Consider the following 17394-nt stretch of genomic DNA (forward strand, 5'->3'; position numbering starts at 1 on the left):
CAGTTAAAAAAGGAAATTGAACAAATAGCCGGAAAGGATCATGCCAATGGCAATGGTAGAAAAGAAAGCGATGATCAATTGCTTTTGCATCACTTTTTTGAGCAGCAGGCCTTCGGGTATGGACAGGCCAATCGACCCCATCATAAAGGCGATGGCCGTTCCCAATGGGACTCCTTTGCCAACGAGCGAATCCAATATGGGGAGGATTCCGACTGCATCAATGTACAGGGGAATCGATACCAACACGGCTATTGGGACCGCAAGAGGGTTGGATCTTGAAATATAGGCCCCAAAAAATGATTCGGGGACATAGCCATGGATAAATGACCCTACCGCTATTCCTATAAAAATATAGGGAACGAGTTTTTTTAGTGTCCTGATGGCTTCCAGATGAATTTCGGGAAATCGTTTCAGCAGGCCTCTGGTATCCTTTTCCCCTGAACGCGCTGCGCCATCAATGTCCTTGAGCCATTCTGCCACGTATTTGGCCATGCCCATTTTTTCCAGGATGATTCCACCGATCACCCCCAAGGCGATTCCAGAAAGCAGGTACGCTACCGTTACTTTCCAACCATAACCCACCCAGAAAATGGCAATGGCGATTTCGTTCACCAAAGGCGAGGTGATAAGGAAGGAAAGCGATATTCCCAATGGGATCCTTGCTTGCATCATGCCCACAAACAATGGAATGGAAGAGCAGGAGCAAAAGGGGGTCACTGCACCCAGACTGGATGCAGCAACATTTCCAAGGCCCGACCTTTTGTGCTTTTCCAAAAAATCCCGGATTTTTTCCATGGGCAAATAGCTCGTTACCGTACCCATCACATAGGTCACAAGGACGACCAATATGGAAATTGTGCCAAAGGCAATGATGAAATAGTGCAGTGCAGTGCCGAATGTGTCCGAATTATCGATGCCCAAAAGGACATGGACAATATAGTCTGCCAATCGGGTAAGCAGATCTGTCAAGGCTTCCATTTTGAAATTGTTTTAAAGAATTGACAATAATGCCTCGTCGCTACTGACCTTCTTATAGTCGTAAACTTTCCCCTTGATGGCCAATGAGGGAAAGGACAAGGCACCATAGCGCATGGTGTCCTTGAGATCCGATAGCTCTGTGATGCTTACGTCCAGATTGTTTTCCTGGGCAATTTTTTCGATTCGTGCCTTTATGGGAGATTCTGTGGCACAGCATGAGGAATGCAAAATTTTGATTTCAGTACTCATAGTTCCGTGTTTTGGATTAGACTTTACTATGTAGTCTGAAATGGGGTGTCAAAAGACACATTATTCTAAAAAAAAAAATTGGAACCAGCTATTGATGTTTTGTGGATGCTTGAAAATCAACCAAGTGGTTTTTTAACGGGGTGCACGATTCCTTAACGGTGCAACTGACGAAGTTGCCATTGGCACCATACTCGATATCACAGCATTCCACAAATAGATCCCGCAGCTTTGTTCTTGCCCTTTGTACTCGCATTTTTGCGGCCGAATACCCGAGGTTCAGTTTTTTGGCTATGTCCTTTTGGGGTAGATTGTCGATGTCGCTCCATTGCAATGGCTCGGCATATTTTTTGGGAAGGAACTGGATCATGGGCACCATGTAGTCGTACACCGATAGCTCCAGATCGGTCGATTCATTTGCTGTAAGGGCCGTAACATCATCTAGGTCAACAACAGGGCTGTTTTTTTTAAAATGGTCATAAATGGTATTTCGGGCAACTTGAAACAGCCAGGCCTTGATATTTTCAATATCGGTGTTTTTTTGATGGGACTCGACCAGTTTCATCATCACCTCTTGCACTATATCTTCCGCAATGGTTTCATCCCGGACCTTTTTTAAGGTGAAGTGTTTTAAATAGTTGTAGAAATCTTCAATAAGCTCATTAATATCGCAACATTCCTTTTTCATAGCCTTTGTTTTGTTGTGACGCCGCTAGTGGCACTATGTTCAACTTCTTCGAAATTTCCTTTGGATGGTTCTCAATAGGGATGTCCACTTGTCCATTGTTTATTTGGTATCCTTCCTTTCATAAAAATTTTACTATTTACACGGCTTCATGTGCTTATTTAGGATATCTGTTTTTGTAAAATTGTTCTCCAGAATTGGGTTCCATTTGAAATTACCCAATTCGACAACGGTAAAAATATTTTTTGGGTCTGAGGCAAGTAAGGTTTTTGAAAAATCATCTTCCAGTGTCTTTAACCTGTCCAGTTCACAACCATCCAGTTCCCCTTTTATCGCCCTAGATCCCATTTTGTCTATGATTCCCGGTTTTACACCCTTGTTTAAATGCACGGAGAAGGTTTGGCCATTATCGATTCGCTGCACAATGAACAGGCCATCTATGTGGTCCGAGACAAAGAATGTGCCGTATTGATACCTTGCCCCGGTCAAATAGGTGGATGCATCGGCCAAGCAAGGTGAGGATTTGCTCACGATACGGGTATTGGTTCGGTCCACAACACCATCGGGATAAAGTGCCTGTAATGCCTGTTGCAGCCCAAGATGACCGACCACTAGACCGTCACAAAGATGTCCGTGGAACTTGGCCAGATCATCGAGGTCAATATCTTGGGTATGCCCCAAACGCCCCTTTGAAAAATCGGTGTCATTGACACGGATTTCCGTACCTATCTTGGTCTTCTTTTTAGGAAGGTAGAGTTTGAACGGACCGTTTCCAGAGCCGATGTCGTCCAAATGTCCCATGAAGATTCTGTCCTCTTTTAGAAAGTGTACATGGACAAAACTGTTCGAACCGGTAAAAATACCCTGATGGCTTTCCGAATAAAAGCCTACAATTTCCCCTGCAACATGGTCAAAGGCAAATTTCTGGGATTTTATACCTTCCCGGTAACCCTCCACATCCGGGATTCTGGGGGTGACAATGTGTGCGGTCAAACTCTCAAACGTTCCGGTTACCCTGAAGGCAAAGGGAAGATCGAGGTCATATCCCTGTTCCTTGGCCAGGACGGCCACTTTTTGTTGTATATCCCCAACACTGTTTATCGGTCCCCGTAATTCGAACACCTCCCATTCCGGCACATTGGCATATACAAAGAAAGGCGAACGGAGGTTCCAACTTTGGCCAATTCGATATTCACCCTCCACAAATGCCGAGGCATAATAGGGGCTGCCATTCACAATGGTGATTTCCCCCTTCATTTTATCGTATGGGCCCGTCCCATACAAGTGGGATTTGTTCGATAGGGTGTCCAATCGGATGTTAAGCCAAGCGCAGGGAATACTTTGAGAGCTATTGCAATTACCTTTTTAAGGCCAAGAACGAAAGGTTGGCCACCAAGCGAAAGGGTGGCATTAAATTTCAGTTACAGAAAATGGCCTACCATGGAAATGGGACGTACTTGGTAATGGAAATTTCCAACAACTCGGAAATCGATTTTGAGGTGGACTATCTAAAAGTCTATAGCGTTACCGGGAACAAAACGAAGAAGGCATCCCACCAAAGACTGGAAATGGTTCCCATATACAAATACCAAGTGCCCAGTAAAATTAGTGTAGGGAATTCAAAAATGTTTGTATATGTGCTGCCCAAATTTGTGCTGGGAAAGGATGAATATTTGGAAATGGAACTACATGAAGGGAAAGGGAGCAGAAAAGTTTTGCTCAGGGACCCGTAATGCCCCCTCATTCTTGATATCGACCCGCTTATTTATGACATTTGGGCAATCACGGCCTTGGATTCACACCATTGGGAATTTTTATAATTCACAAAACCATGAACTAAACCTTGGGATAATGGGACCACTAAAAACGGTAAAATAAGACCAATCCAATATTTTAATGTAGTGGACCGTGGTCAGTGTCTTATGGGTGTTCTTTGCTATGCTCATTTTTTCTGTCGAAGATCATAGATGACGCCGTTTTTTGCACCTTAAATCAAGCATATTAGATATGGATTTCTGTTTTAATTGGCTCTCCCTGTATTTTTAACATAAAAACATAATATTTATACGTCATAAATGTATAATTTCAGCACATCATAAATATATAATAACAAAACAGCATAGAAATATAATGTTTGCCCAATAAGATTGGTACAGAAAAATGGCAACACCTCAAGAAAAATTGGCCCATGCCCTTGAAGCTTTAAAAACATTGCAAGATCAAGGTATCACCGCAATCAAAACTTCTGAACTCAGTCGTGTCCATCGGGAACGGTTGAGCGGGAATGGCTTTATCCGACAGATTATACAAGGTTGGTACATTATCGTACCTCCCGATGAACAACAGGGGGATAGTACCTCATGGTATGCCAATTATTGGAGTTTCTGTGCCCGGTACCTGGCCGAACGATATGGGGATTCCTATTGTATTTCAGCGGAACAATCCCTATTGCTTCATGCCGGCAACCAAACTGTTCCCAAGCAATTGATCATCCGTGCGATCAATGGCACGAATTCCAACACGGAACTGCTGCATGGCACCTCTATGTTCACCATGAAATCCACATTGCCCGCAAAAGCGGAGATTATGGTGTGGGAAGGTATCAGAATGTTGACTTTGGCTTCGGCCCTGGTAAATTGTTCACCGGGGATGTTCAAAGGAAACACCACGGATGTGCGCACCATATTGGCCATGGTACCGGATGCATCCGAAATACTTGGTTTATTGTTGGACGGGGGACATTCCACCATTGCCGGGAGATTGGCAGGAGCTTTTAGAAATATTGGGCGTGATGCACTAGCGGATGAAATCGTCAAGACAATGCAAAAGGCTGGTTACGATGTTCGAGAAAACGATCCATTTGGGGATAAACCCCCGGTTGCCCTCTCCATAAGGGATAAATCTCCCTATGTGAACAGGATTCGTTTACTGTGGCACAAAATGCGCAATGGGGTGATCTCACATTTTCCAGAAGCCCCGGGCATTCCACAAGATCATGATAAATATATGAAGGAAGTTGAGGATATGTACGTAACCGATGCATATCATTCCTTATCCATAGAACGCTATAGGGTTACCGTGGAACTGATTGAACGGGTAAGGAGCGGCAAATGGGACCCCAAAGATAATGAGGCGGACAGAAGGCATCGCGATGCCATGGCGGCCCGTGGATATTGGTTGGCTTCCCAGCGCGTGCGTGAAAGCATCAAAAGTATTCTACAAGGGGAGAATTCCGGAAAAGTGGTGGACAATGACCATGGGGATTGGTACCGGGAACTTTTTGCGCCCAGCGTGACCTCGGGTATCCTAAAAGCCTCCGATCTGGCAGGATATCGAAATGACCAGGTATATATAGGAGGGTCGATGCACGTTCCTTTGAACAAGGATGCAATACGGGATGCCATGCCCGAATTGTTCGAACTGTTGCAGAAAGAAGAAAATGCAGCGGTAAGGGCCGTATTGGGGCACTTTATATTTGTGTTCATTCACCCATATATGGATGGCAATGGACGAATGGGGCGATTTCTGATGAATGTAATGTTGGCCTCAGGCGGCTACCCTTGGACCGTAATACCTGTGGAAGAACGTGAAACATATATGAAAGCCTTGGAATCGGCCAGTGTGAAAGAGGACATCGGACCATTTGCAAAGTTCATGGGATGGCTGGTCGGTGAAGGTTTGAAAGGTACACCTGTGGCAAAAGTCTGATGGTTGTGACCAAGTGTACATAATTCTTAATTGATTTAATTTTTTTGCTGAAATGCAAAAACAGACCCTTTAATAACTCCTATTTTATCACTTGATTCTATTGGCTAGACCGTTACATCCGTTGGTACAGACCACCAAAATCGAATTGGAAAGCTTGTATAAAATCACCGCAATATAATTCCCTAAACTTTTGAGTTTTCTATATAGAAGGTTCCCAAATGCTATAATCCAAGTTTACACATAATCTGTATTTTAATTGTTTTTGAGAATATGCAGGGTATTTAAATTTGAAATTATTTGTTTTTGTTTGTATTGAATTAAAACCATTTGGTATATTTATATCCGTGAAAGACTCAACTCTCACACGAAGATGTCCTATAGGATGTCCTATTTTGGAAAACAAGACATAAACATCTGGTTTATATGGGGTTAAGGTCATGGGTTCAGGCTCTGCCACCCCGACTTAACTTATTTAAGTGAAATCAAAACACTGTTAATCTTATGATTTTCAGTGTTTTGTGTTTTTAGACATATCGTTTGAATTCATTTAAAACCATCTAAAATCATATCAAGCGTGTTCCCATCGGGAGCAAACACTTACACTTCTTGTTGTAACTTTAAATGACTTTTAGAACCATTTTTCTTGTGTTTTGACTTTCACAGTATTCACACTCTAAAAGGTTACAACATGCAGAAAAACAATCGTTTAACAATCAATTTCTTTACAAGGAAGCACAAGGTGAAATCCGAGAACCGGATTGTCTATTGTAGGATCACCATTGACGGTGAGCGCACCGATTTTAGCATAAATCGGGAAATCAAAACCAATTTATGGGACAATAGCCGTAAAAGGGGCAAGGGATTTTCCAGTTATGTCATTTCCCTTAACAAGTATCTTGACCAAATATATACAGGCTTACATGAGGCCCATAGGCTATTGATGGCAGAAGATAAGGTAATTACTCCATTGGCTATAAAAGCAAGATTCTTTGGGGAAGATGAGGGAGGCAAAACATTGAAACAATTAATTGCCTACCATAATGGAACCATGCATACTTCATTGCGCCCCGGAACCAGAAAGAACTACCATATTACCGAACGGTGCATAAACCTCTTTTTAAAAGAGGAATATGGGGTAGAGGACATAAAGCTCAAAAAATTGAATTACCGTTTTATGTCCGACTTTGAACAGTATCTGAGAAAGTACAGGCCATCTACACGAACCAAGTGTACCAATAACGGGGCCATGAAGCACATGGAACGCCTAAAGAAAATGTCAAGATTAGCGGTAAGGATGGAATGGCTTTCAAAGGATCCCTTTGAGAACTATAAACTGCACTTTGTCAAAGCCCAAAGAGAACATTTGACGAAAAGGGAACTTGGACTCATAGAAGAAACCAGTTTTACAAAACAAGGCGTAGAAAAGACGAAGGATGTATTCCTGTTCTCCTGTTATACAGGCCTATCCTATATTGATGTAAAAACACTTAGTCCCGACAATCTTATCAAAGGTATAGACGGCAATGATTGGTTGTTTACCACAAGGACGAAGACCGATGAAAGACTCAAAATACCATTGCTGCCTCAGGCAAGGGATATCATCAAGAAATATGAAGGATCTTCTGAAAGGAAAATCAACAATATCCTTTTACCCGTTTTCAGTAACCAGAAGGTAAACTTCTATCTAAAGGAAATCAGTAAAGCCTGTGGAATCCGAAAAAGGGTCACATTCCACACAGCAAGGCACACTTTTGCAACCACAGTAACCCTTTCCAATGGAGTCCCGATAGAAACCGTTTCCAAAATGCTCGGCCATTCAAAACTGTCCACCACACAAATCTATGCTAGGGTATTGGAACACAAGATAGGGGAGGACATGCAAAACCTTATCGAACATATGCAGATCAAAAAAGCAGCCGAAGGATGATAAGGATGTATTTATTCGGTCCCGCTTGCGGGACGTAGGGAATAGCAAGAGGGTGATGCGCAGAATGCGCCATCACGTTTGTTTTTGGGTCTTCAACAAGTTGAAAACCAGATGATTGAGACGATTTTGGAATACCGTACAAAAACAGGGGCTACAGTAGAATTTTCCGAAATCTACAGTAAACCCTTTGGGAAGCCCTGTAAACACTGGAAATTTTTGACGAAAAAATTGACGCAATTTCACTAAAAAAACAAAATCGCACCTATGGAAAAGCAATCCACAAATGGCAGAACAAAGAAAGGAACCGGTGGTTATTCCAATATCATGGTAAAGAAGGAAACGGCCACTCGTTTTCGGAGCTATTCCAAAAGGTTCAGCAAATCGCATAGTGAGGTACTGGACGGGATGATACAATACTTCAAGGAGAACAACCTTGACCCTTTTGGAGAGGGAACAAAGATTGTCCTTGACAGTATCAAAAAGTTGGAGCGTCAGATGATGAAAAAATTCGATAGGCTCATCGCCATTATCAAGAACATGGAAAAGACCAGTATCCCGCCCACCTATGAAATGATGCTCATTCTTTACGAAGGCTATGTAAAGGATGGGAGGAGACCTAAACGTGAACCCGTCAAGATACGGGAAGAGCGAATGGTTTTTTTGGAGCCTAGAAACACCGTTCCGAAAGTAGAGCACGACAGAATGCTAAAAGAATTTGAAAGCTATAAAAAGCATTGCAATGAAATGCTTCAAAATGTTGAGAAGGTGGAACCCATGATGGGAAAGCCATATCTCAAAATCAATATGGGCATCGGGGATTTTGAAAGCCTTAAATACCAATTAAAATAACGTTCATGTACCTTACCATCTCGGCACAGAAAATGGGCAGTACCTACAACTCTAGTGTAGGGAACTACGTGGACTATCTGGAAAAGGAAAACGAGGACAGGTCGCCCGAACAAAGGGAGGAATTCTTTGACCAAGAAAACGACAGCGTAAGCCCCCAAATGGTCATCGATGAAATAGATGCCAACACGGCCAAACTAAGGCAGAAAGACCCAAAATTCTATTCCATAGTGGTAAGTCCCAACCAAAGGGAGCTTAAGGCCCTCGGCAACGATCCCAACATGCTAAGAGAATACACAAGGAAGCTCATGGAGGACTATGCAAAGAGTTTCCATCGCAACCAAGAGGTCAAAGCAGAGAACTTGAAATACTATGCCAAGATCGAGCATGAACGCACCTATCGGGGATTTGACAGACAGGTACAGGAGAATGCGCCTTTCCGAGGGGAAATAGCAAGGCTAAGGAACGAGATACGGAAAGTGGAACGGGGCGAATCCATCGGGAATGTCAATGAGCTTGAAAAAAGAATCAAAGAGCAAGAAAGATTGGCCCCAAATAAACAGAACGGGCAATTGGTGGCAGCCGGAATGCAAAAGGAGGGGCCACAGACCCATATCCATATCATTGTCAGTAGAAGGGATGTAACGAACACCTACACCCTTTCACCAATGGCAAAACATAAGGCATCCGAAGTGGAACTGAACGGAAAGACCATAAAGAGAGGTTTTGATAGGGACAGTTTTTACCAAGCAGCAGAAAAGACCTTTGACAGGACAACGGGCTTCAAAAGGAACTATGTGGAATCCTATATTGGGAGAAAGGCCCATGCCAAGGAACCGGGGAAGTTCTTTGCCAAGGTGATGGGATTGCCCACCAAGGAAAAGGACATGGCCTTTAAGCTACTTAAAACGATGGGGGTAAAGGCTCCAAGCATACCGACCAATAAAGTACAGATTGCCGCTAAGATCATCAAGGCACTTGGAAGGGGCATTGATAAGGCTAGGGGTACAGGTGAGGACATGGGCTACTGAGATCCAAAAAGTAGGTTGCGCCCTACCGGGTTTTTGCTTCACGCTTATCTACCGGAACGCTACAAAAACCCGATAGGATCCAAGCGCAAAAGTTGGGGTAAGATTTGGGGATTCTTATTTTGGAATTTAGTAAATACCTTAACTTCATTTCTTTTAAGCAGAACGTAATTGAAAATTATTAATATGAGATCATAGTAGAAAGGAGCGACTCCAATTGACATTAAAGTCGATAAAATTCAGTAAACGTTGTTAAAGCTTTTTAACCTTCCATTTTTTTGATATTCTTGAAGGCATATATAAATCAAAAGAACAACAAATCATGTCCTTATCACCTTCCGCCGACGTTATTGTGTCGCTTGAAAAATTAAACCTTAACTCCAACAACATCCATTACCAACTGTCCCCGGAAGAGCTCCAGGGAATAACGGTCGACAATGGAATGGGCGAAGAGGCCTCCTCCGGTACCTTGGCAGTCAATACCGGGGAGTTCACGGGACGGTCCCCAAAGGACCGCTTCATTGTGAAGGATGATATCACCAAGGACAAGATCTGGTGGGGAGACATCAACATCCCCTTCGACAGCGAAAAGTTCGATGAGCTGTACGACAAGGTAATCGCCTACCTGAACACCAAAGAGCTATATGTCCGAGATGCGTACGCCTGTGCCGATCATGACTACCGCTTGAACATCCGTGTAATCAACGAGTACCCATGGTCCAATATGTTCACGTACAATATGTTCCTAAGGCCCACTGAGGAAGAATTGGGGGACTTTGACCCCGAGTGGACCGTTGTGAACGTACCTGGCTTTATGGCCGACCCAAAGGAGGACGGCACCAGACAGCACAACTTTGCGATACTGAACTTTGGCAGAAAGATTGCCCTTATCGGGGGCACTGGTTATACCGGGGAGATCAAGAAAGGGATTTTCTCCGCGCTAAACTTTATCCTTCCCGTTTACAAGGGCACTCTTCCCATGCACTGTTCCGCCAATGTGGGGGAATCTGGGGACACGGCGATATTCTTCGGCCTGTCGGGAACTGGAAAGACGACCTTGTCCACGGACCCGGACAGAAGGCTCATCGGCGACGACGAGCATGGTTGGACGCCGGACAATACGGTATTCAATTTTGAGGGCGGCTGTTATGCCAAGGTCATCGACCTATCTAAAGAAAAGGAACCGGAAATCTACGGGGCCATCAAAAAAGGGGCGATATTGGAAAACGTGGTGATGGACGACAACGGCGAGGTCGATTTCAGCGATACCTCGATCACCCAGAACACTAGGGTAAGCTATCCCATCCATCATATCGATAACATACAGTGGCCATCAATAGGGAAAAACGTAAAGAACATCTTTTTCCTTACGGCGGACGCTTTCGGGGTATTGCCCCCCATTTCGAAACTGACCCCTGCACAGGCCGCCTATCACTTTATATCGGGCTATACGGCCAAGGTAGCGGGAACGGAAGCCGGCGTTGTGGAGCCACAGCCATCCTTTTCGGCATGCTTCGGGGCGCCGTTCATGCCTTTGCACCCGGCCAGGTATGCGGAGATGCTGAGCAAGAAGATGAAGGAGTCCGGTGTGGACGTATGGTTGGTCAACACGGGCTGGACGGGCGGTCCCTACGGAGTGGGCACGCGCATGGAGCTGAAGTACACCAGGGCAATGATCAGCGCCGCATTGAACGGGGAGCTGGGACTGTACAATTATGAGAAGTACCACATCCACTCCGTGTTCGGGGTGGCCCAACCGAGGGAATGTCCTGGAGTTCCGACCAAGGTGCTGAGCCCAAGGGCCACATGGGACAATGACGATGCCTACTACAAAACGGCCTTTAAGCTTACCAATGCCTTTAGGGAGAACTTTAAAAAGTTCGAGGAGCATGCCAGTGAGGAAATCCGGAGGGGAGGACCACAACGGTACGCATTCTAAATCTTTGGTCTATCTACAGAAGGTACTGATGTATTGATCTGTGAAAATGTAAGATTTGTTATAGTCAACAAGAAATCTCCCGGTGCTGAACTGGCAGTCAAAACTTAAGACATCCCCCTTTTTGATTTGGTTAAAATCCACATTGGGAGCCATCGTCGGATTACACGTAATGGGTTTTGAAAAGTCCTCCAATAGATTTTTGGCTATGGAGTTGGTCTCGCTTTTTAGTTCGTTCAATAACTTTGCAGATACGGCCTCTTTTTCCAGAACTTCTTGAGGGACAAACTCAATGTCACGTCCAATGGCCTTGCCGGATCGCTGTATCTGTTCACCATCAATACTGAACTCGGTTTTGAAAAAGGTATGCACATAAGCAATTTTCACATAATTGGGGTCATCTTCAAAGTTGGAGTTCATGTAGGATGAAATCAATTTGGGATTGGCGTCCTTAGTTAGAAATGAATCGATGGGAACCTCGCGTTTATCATACCAAATCTCATGTTTTTGGTATTCATATCCTTCGAAAGATTCTCCGCGATCATCCCGTTCATCCATGCACCTGGCATACATGACCACTTCTTTTGCTACATAATGAAATCCGTTTCTTTCCCTAAAAAAAGGAATTTTATATTCTTCTTTGAGCTTCCATTTACCTTGGTACTTGTAACAGGGGTAGTAACAATCTTCAGGTAGTTCCTTTAGTCGAACATAGGGTTTTACGTAGTTATTTTCAAAACCCCATCGCAACATTTCGTATCGGGTCTCCTCGGATAGTTCCTCGGTTTGGTCAATTGTTTCGTTTGAACGTGTTATCATGTAGGTGGTCAGGATACAACCTAATAGTAAAAGCCCGATACCAAAAAGGTACTTTTTATTGCTGAAAGAGGAATCGCTAGGCTTTTCACCTAACTTCTTCACCTTACCGCGAAGCTCATTTACGTCCAAGAGACGCTGAACATTTCGTAGGGCCCGGGTAAGCTCACCTTCCGATGCTGTATTGTTTATTAATCTAGAGAATTGTGAATCACTATAAAATAGGTCACGTGCAATCTTTGAATTGCTTGTGGATTCGAATTTGTTCGTGTTCGGATCGTATTTGCCATAATGGCGTTCTAGTTTTGAGATAAATTCCGCATGAATTTTATTTATCTCGTCTTCTGTATGCATGTAAGTCGGTTAAAAATTGATAAAAATTGATAAAAGTTATTAAAGTGACAATATAAATGATGATTATTTATATAATTGTCAATCACATAAGCACAATAATATCAAAACAACAACTTTTGTTTTTTTGGTAGTTTTTACTCTAAACTAATCAAACTTAAAACATTTAAAATGAAATTCAGACTTAAGCATGCATTTTTGCTTCTTGGGGTCCTTTCCTTTCAAATTGTATCTTCTCAAAAACAAATTTCCGGAAAAGTAACTGACGAAAATGGACAGCCATTGCCAGGGGTTTCTATACTTGAGCGAGAGACAACCAATGGAACAACTTCAGACTTTGATGGTAATTACGCCATTACGGTACGCGATGAATCCTCACAAGTTCTATTCAGTTATATTGGGTTTACCACGGTAACCAAAACGGTGGGGAGCGGTGCTACCTTAAATATTGTAATGGAAGAGAGTGCAGAGGCCCTTGATGAGGTTGTCGTAACTTCTTTGGGGTTTAAGGAACAGAAAGACGATTTGGGTTATGCCAGTTCCACGGTTTCTGGGAACAAGGTGGCCGAGGCAGGGGAGACCAATGTACTCAATAGTTTATCGGGTAAATCCTCCGGGGTACGTATTTCACGGAACTCGAGCGATCCGGGGGCAGGTTCCTACATTCAGATCAGGGGGGTGTCTTCCATCACCCGAAACAGTCAACCGCTTATTATTGTGGACGGCGTTCCCATTAGTAACGATGTGCGAGGAAACAGCGATAGCGGTGGAGTGAACCAAGAATCAAGGCTGAACGATATCAATCCGAACGATATCGAGAGCATTACCGTACTCAAAGGAGCATCGGCAGCGGCTCTATGGGGTACCCAGGCGTTGGGCGGTGTCATCAATATTACCACCAAAACCGGTAAGTTCAACAGTCGACTTTCTGTAAGTTTAAAGAACACCTATTCCTACGATGAAATCAATCGTAGATATCCACAACAGGATGAATATGGACAGGGTGACAATGGGGTATATGATCAAAGGGCAAGGGATTCTTGGGGCGATAAACTTTCCGAACGCTCTGGTGGCCTGGACGAGTTGGATACCTCGGGGGAATTTTATTTGGATCAAAACGGAATGTATATTATCCTATTTTGAACAAAAACTCAAGGCAGACCTTCCATGATTCCAATTTTGATAAGATTTTTAATAATGGCCACTTTTTGGAAAACAACTTGAGCGTTAGTGGAGGCAATCAAAAAGGTTCCATGTTCTTTAGCTTGGGAAATCTGGACCAACAAGGTATCATCAGGAACAATTCCGATTATAATAGAACGACCATGCGCTTTAATGCCAGACAAAACTTTACCGATGCAATTAGTTTGAAGATCAGCTCATCCTATTCCCGTACCAAGTCCAATAGAATTTTAAAAGGAGCTAACAGTTCAGGACTATATCTCGGATTGCTGAGGAACCCAGTGGATTTTGATATATCGGGTTATCGGGGTGACTATTATGCAAATGGTAATGCGACTCCGGTATCTGACAGACATCGATCATACAGGGAACCCTTGGGGGCGGACGGTACACCTACATACAATAACCCATTGTGGACCATAAACGAGCAGGAAAATTTGGCCAAGGTAGATCGTTTTATCACCAATGTGGAGTTGACCGCTACGCCCAACTCTTGGTTGACCTTGATCGGTAGAGTGGGGCTTGATCATTATAGTGAGAAAAGAAATCAATTTTTTACACCAGGATCAGCGTCAGGATCCTACAGATCTGGTTTTATAAGTCAGGAGTTGGCTACCAATACCATTTTTAATATGGATTACATCGCCAAGACCAATTTTGACCTAACGGACGATGTCAGTGGTGATTTTTTGTTGGGATTCAATTATAACGATAAATCAAGAGCGGTAAATGGATATGTCGGGACCAACTTTGTTCAGTTCCTCGATGTGGACAGTGGTATAAGGGATTCGGATAACATACTGCCCGAAAATATAGTGACCAATAGTTCGCAAGGACAGGAACGTACCGTGGGGGTATATTCGTCGGCATCATTTGCATTGTATGAGATGTTGTATGTAAATGCCACGGTCAGGGGCGAGACCGCATCTACTTTTGGGGATATGGACAACAAGGCTTTCATTTTTCCATCTACTTCTGTGGCTTGGCAGTTTTCCGAGTTGGAACCTTTTATGGAAAGTACCTTCTTTTCTTTTGGAAAATTACGGGCTTCCTATGGTGAGGTCGGTGTACAGCCCGCCCGATACAACACCTCAAATGTATATGTTTCCCCCACATTTGGAGATTCATACGGAGGAGGGTTGAATCTAGGGTTGTTCGGTAATGGAGCTTTTGTACCGAGTGCCAGTCGTGGAAATACCAATTTGAAACCGGAAAGGAAAAAGGAAATGGAGTTAGGTTTGGACCTACGCTTTTTTAGAAACAAGCTTTCCATCAGTGGTACTTACTTTTCCAATGTTACGGAAGATGTGTTGTTGGAGTTTCCACAGGCCAATTCAACTGGCTACACATCCGTATATACCAATGGTGCGGAAATCGAAAATAAAGGGTACGAACTGGATTTGGGCTATCGTATCATAGATACGGGAGATTTTAGCTGGTCGATGGATGCGAATTTCACACAGGTTCGTAATAAAGTGACCGATTTGGCAGGAATCGAATCCTTGAACCTAGGAGGCCTTTCTGCAGTTAGTTCCCGTGCGGTAGAAGGAGAGCCTTTGGGTGTTTTGTGGGGCTCCAGAACCCTCCGGAACGAGGATGGTTCCATTGTTTATGATGAATACGGATTCCCCGAGCAAGACCAAGTGGAAGGTGTGATCGGTGACCCCAACCCAGATTGGCAAGGGTCATTGGCCACCAATATTTCCTATAAAAATTTTAGATTGACGGCCCTGTTAGAGACCTATCAAGGTGCCGATATTTATGCTGGAACCAAATCCGTGATGCGGGATTTGGGAACCTGGTACGATACGGCCAATGAGGTCACGGCGACACGAAATTACTTTACTGCGGACGGTAACATTATCAATATCGGAGAAACCTTCAGGGGTAATGTACAGGATTTTGGCGCAGGCCCGGTCGCACTTACTGAAGCATGGTACAATGGAGATGGAGGGTTTTTCAGCAATGGGAACGATGAACTGTATATTGAAGATGGTTCATGGACCCGTTTAAGGGAATTGAGCCTTTCTTATCGCTTAAAAAATGAATGGATGGCGGATTCCATGGGAATTCAATCCGCTGAATTTTCAGTGACCGGAAGAAACCTGTTCTTATGGGCCCCATTTGAAGGAAACGACCCCGATACCAATCTTTCGGGGGTAAGTGCAGCTAGGGGGATAGATTATTTCAACAACCCAAGCACGAAATCCTACTTGTTTAGCCTAACACTTAACTTCTAATCAAAAAAACTATTATAATGAAACGCTATATATCAATCGTAATACTTTGCGCACTACTGATATCCTGTAGTGACTTGGTCGATGATTTGAACAACGACCCCAATAATCTTACGGAGAGTTCTTTTGGTTCGGTTCTTACAGGTGCCGAAGTCGGAAACCTATTGTTCCAGAGTGGGGAATCAGCTCGTCGAGCAGCTATTTTTGCAGGTCAATATAGAGGAATAGATAGACAGCATGAAGGGTTCTATAATTATTCCGTGACTACCAGTGATTTTGACGCCCTTTGGAACGATGCCTTTGTGAATGGCTATAGAAACGCTTTGATTGCAGAAGAGACCTCTCTCAAAGATGAAATTGGACCGATTGCTCAGGGAATAACCTTGGTTTTACAGGCTCAGGTTGCAGGTTCTATCGCATCCTTATATGGCGACATCCCTTTTGATGAAGCCGGGAATGTTGCGATCACAGACCCTGTGTTTGAAAGCCAAACCTCGGTTTATGGAAAAATACAGAACAGCTTGGATGCCGCAATTTCATTGTTGGGCCAAGGAACGGGAAGACCAAGTGCCGGTTCCGATATTTATTTTGATGGAGACGCCAATGCATGGATAGAGGCAGCTTATACGCTTAAGGCACGTTTTTACATGCATACCAAGAACTATCAAGCTGCATTGAATGCCGCGGGCAACGGAATTAGCTCCATGGCGAACAGTATGTACGGACCGCATGGAACTGCGGCGGAAAACTCCAATCTCAATTATCAGTTTTTTGCCATAGAAGTACGCCAGTCCGATCTCATAGTATCCGATTTTATGGCAAGCCTTGTGGATCCAAGCGCAGGCAATCCGATACCTTCCAATTATAGGGGAAATGCCAAGACGGATGAAACAGGACGATTTGGTTTTCTTTTTACCATAAATAGTACAGGGATACAACCCAATATAGAGGAAGGTTTTGCTGCACAAGATGCTCCCGCACCTTTGGTGACTTATGAGGAAAACCTACTTATTTTGGCTGAGGCAGGCTTACGAGTCAATGGTTTTGGGACAGGTCTATCCAACCTGAACGAGTATAGGGCATTTATGGATACCGGAGGGTACCTGAGAAATGTAGACCCATCCCAAGTAAATTATGAACCTTATGTGCCTGCTGACTTTGAAGCGGGAGGTATGGAAAACACGGATGGTATCAGTCCAGAAAATGCGCTACTTCGCGAAATCCTGGAAGAACGTTACATTACCTTGTTCGGTCAAATAGAGACATTCAACGATACCAGAAGAACTGAGGGAGAAACAGTGGTCAGGGTGCCTATTACCCCGAACACGGGCAATCAGTTACCGCAACGTTTTTTGTATCCACAATCCGAAATAGACAGGAACGATAATGTTCCCAACCCTATCCCCGACTTCTTTGATGAAACCAAGGTCAATCAATAAATAATAAAGAATTGC

General features: G+C 43.8%; 13 protein-coding genes and 1 pseudogene. 9 read left to right on the forward strand and 5 right to left on the reverse strand.

Features of this window, described 5'->3' with window-relative positions:
• Positions 1-3: 3 nt before the first annotated feature.
• From AC13CS_RS08265 to AC13CS_RS08280, 4 genes are all read right to left on the reverse strand, one after another.
• On the reverse strand, positions 4-978 hold the full coding sequence (locus tag AC13CS_RS08265) for a permease (protein WP_293164456.1): 975 nt from the start codon (positions 976-978) through the stop codon (positions 4-6).
• Between the two features lie 12 nt (positions 979-990).
• Entirely contained in the window at positions 991-1227 is a 237-nt protein-coding gene (locus AC13CS_RS08270) for a thioredoxin family protein (protein ID WP_293164453.1), read from the reverse strand.
• 88 nt (positions 1228-1315) lie between these two features.
• Entirely contained in the window at positions 1316-1912 is a 597-nt protein-coding gene (locus AC13CS_RS08275; RefSeq protein WP_293164450.1) for a sigma-70 family RNA polymerase sigma factor, read from the reverse strand.
• Positions 1913-2044: 132 nt separating this feature from the next.
• Entirely contained in the window at positions 2045-3220 is a 1176-nt protein-coding gene (locus AC13CS_RS08280) for an FmdE family protein (RefSeq protein ID WP_482888717.1), read from the reverse strand.
• 47 nt (positions 3221-3267) lie between these two features.
• Between AC13CS_RS08280 and AC13CS_RS08285 the strand changes: the two are divergent.
• The 6 genes and pseudogenes from AC13CS_RS08285 to pckA all read left to right on the forward strand — a co-directional run.
• Positions 3268-3642, forward strand: a pseudogene (locus AC13CS_RS08285) (DUF4138 domain-containing protein); the annotation flags it as partial.
• A gap of 427 nt (positions 3643-4069) precedes the next feature.
• A complete protein-coding gene (locus tag AC13CS_RS08290) occupies positions 4070-5617 on the forward strand; it encodes a Fic family protein (protein ID WP_293164447.1) in 1548 nt (515 codons plus the stop codon).
• Positions 5618-6305: 688 nt separating this feature from the next.
• On the forward strand, positions 6306-7544 hold the full coding sequence (locus AC13CS_RS08295) for a site-specific integrase (protein WP_293164444.1): 1239 nt from the start codon (positions 6306-6308) through the stop codon (positions 7542-7544).
• A gap of 264 nt (positions 7545-7808) precedes the next feature.
• Positions 7809-8393: a BfmA/BtgA family mobilization protein gene (locus AC13CS_RS08300; RefSeq protein WP_482888718.1), complete on the forward strand. Its 585-nt coding sequence runs from the start codon at positions 7809-7811 to the stop codon at positions 8391-8393.
• A gap of 5 nt (positions 8394-8398) precedes the next feature.
• Positions 8399-9421 (forward strand): MobB family relaxase, encoded by a 1023-nt coding sequence (mobB, locus tag AC13CS_RS08305; RefSeq protein ID WP_293164439.1) that lies wholly within the window; start codon positions 8399-8401, stop codon positions 9419-9421.
• Between the two features lie 319 nt (positions 9422-9740).
• The gene (gene pckA, locus AC13CS_RS08310; RefSeq protein ID WP_293164436.1) at positions 9741-11357 is read left to right on the forward strand and encodes a phosphoenolpyruvate carboxykinase (ATP); all 1617 of its coding nucleotides are present in this window, start codon (positions 9741-9743) and stop codon (positions 11355-11357) included.
• Positions 11358-11366: 9 nt separating this feature from the next.
• On the opposite strand, the gene AC13CS_RS08315 is transcribed toward pckA, so the two are convergent.
• On the reverse strand, positions 11367-12524 hold the full coding sequence (locus AC13CS_RS08315) for a hypothetical protein (RefSeq protein WP_293164433.1): 1158 nt from the start codon (positions 12522-12524) through the stop codon (positions 11367-11369).
• A gap of 168 nt (positions 12525-12692) precedes the next feature.
• Here AC13CS_RS08315 and AC13CS_RS08320 point away from each other — a divergent pair, with 168 nt between their 5' ends.
• Genes AC13CS_RS08320 through AC13CS_RS08330 form a run of 3 tightly spaced genes read left to right on the forward strand, consistent with a single transcriptional unit; the run spans position 12693 to position 17379 of the window.
• Positions 12693-13664: a TonB-dependent receptor plug domain-containing protein gene (locus AC13CS_RS08320; RefSeq protein WP_293164430.1), complete on the forward strand. Its 972-nt coding sequence runs from the start codon at positions 12693-12695 to the stop codon at positions 13662-13664.
• The gene (locus AC13CS_RS08325; protein WP_293164427.1) at positions 13661-15943 is read left to right on the forward strand and encodes a SusC/RagA family TonB-linked outer membrane protein; all 2283 of its coding nucleotides are present in this window, start codon (positions 13661-13663) and stop codon (positions 15941-15943) included. The genes AC13CS_RS08320 and AC13CS_RS08325 overlap by 4 nt, the downstream gene beginning before the upstream one ends.
• A 17-nt stretch (positions 15944-15960) precedes the next feature.
• Positions 15961-17379, forward strand: a complete 1419-nt coding sequence (locus tag AC13CS_RS08330) for a SusD/RagB family nutrient-binding outer membrane lipoprotein (protein WP_293164424.1) — start codon at positions 15961-15963, stop codon at positions 17377-17379.
• The last annotated feature ends 15 nt before the right edge of the window (positions 17380-17394 follow it).

This window comes from Flagellimonas sp. B-3, assembly GCF_056857835.1.

Coding starts and splice junctions, on each gene's coding strand:
- AC13CS_RS08315 (WP_293164433.1), bottom strand. CDS start 12,524: ATGCATACAGAAGACGAGATAAATAAAATTCATGCGGAATTTATCTCA.
- pckA (WP_293164436.1), top strand. CDS start 9,741: ATGTCCTTATCACCTTCCGCCGACGTTATTGTGTCGCTTGAAAAATTA.
- AC13CS_RS08290 (WP_293164447.1), top strand. CDS start 4,070: ATGGCAACACCTCAAGAAAAATTGGCCCATGCCCTTGAAGCTTTAAAA.
- AC13CS_RS08270 (WP_293164453.1), bottom strand. CDS start 1,227: ATGAGTACTGAAATCAAAATTTTGCATTCCTCATGCTGTGCCACAGAA.
- mobB (WP_293164439.1), top strand. CDS start 8,399: ATGTACCTTACCATCTCGGCACAGAAAATGGGCAGTACCTACAACTCT.
- AC13CS_RS08265 (WP_293164456.1), bottom strand. CDS start 978: ATGGAAGCCTTGACAGATCTGCTTACCCGATTGGCAGACTATATTGTC.
- AC13CS_RS08320 (WP_293164430.1), top strand. CDS start 12,693: ATGAAATTCAGACTTAAGCATGCATTTTTGCTTCTTGGGGTCCTTTCC.
- AC13CS_RS08300 (WP_482888718.1), top strand. CDS start 7,809: ATGGAAAAGCAATCCACAAATGGCAGAACAAAGAAAGGAACCGGTGGT.
- AC13CS_RS08275 (WP_293164450.1), bottom strand. CDS start 1,912: ATGAAAAAGGAATGTTGCGATATTAATGAGCTTATTGAAGATTTCTAC.
- AC13CS_RS08295 (WP_293164444.1), top strand. CDS start 6,306: ATGCAGAAAAACAATCGTTTAACAATCAATTTCTTTACAAGGAAGCAC.
- AC13CS_RS08330 (WP_293164424.1), top strand. CDS start 15,961: ATGAAACGCTATATATCAATCGTAATACTTTGCGCACTACTGATATCC.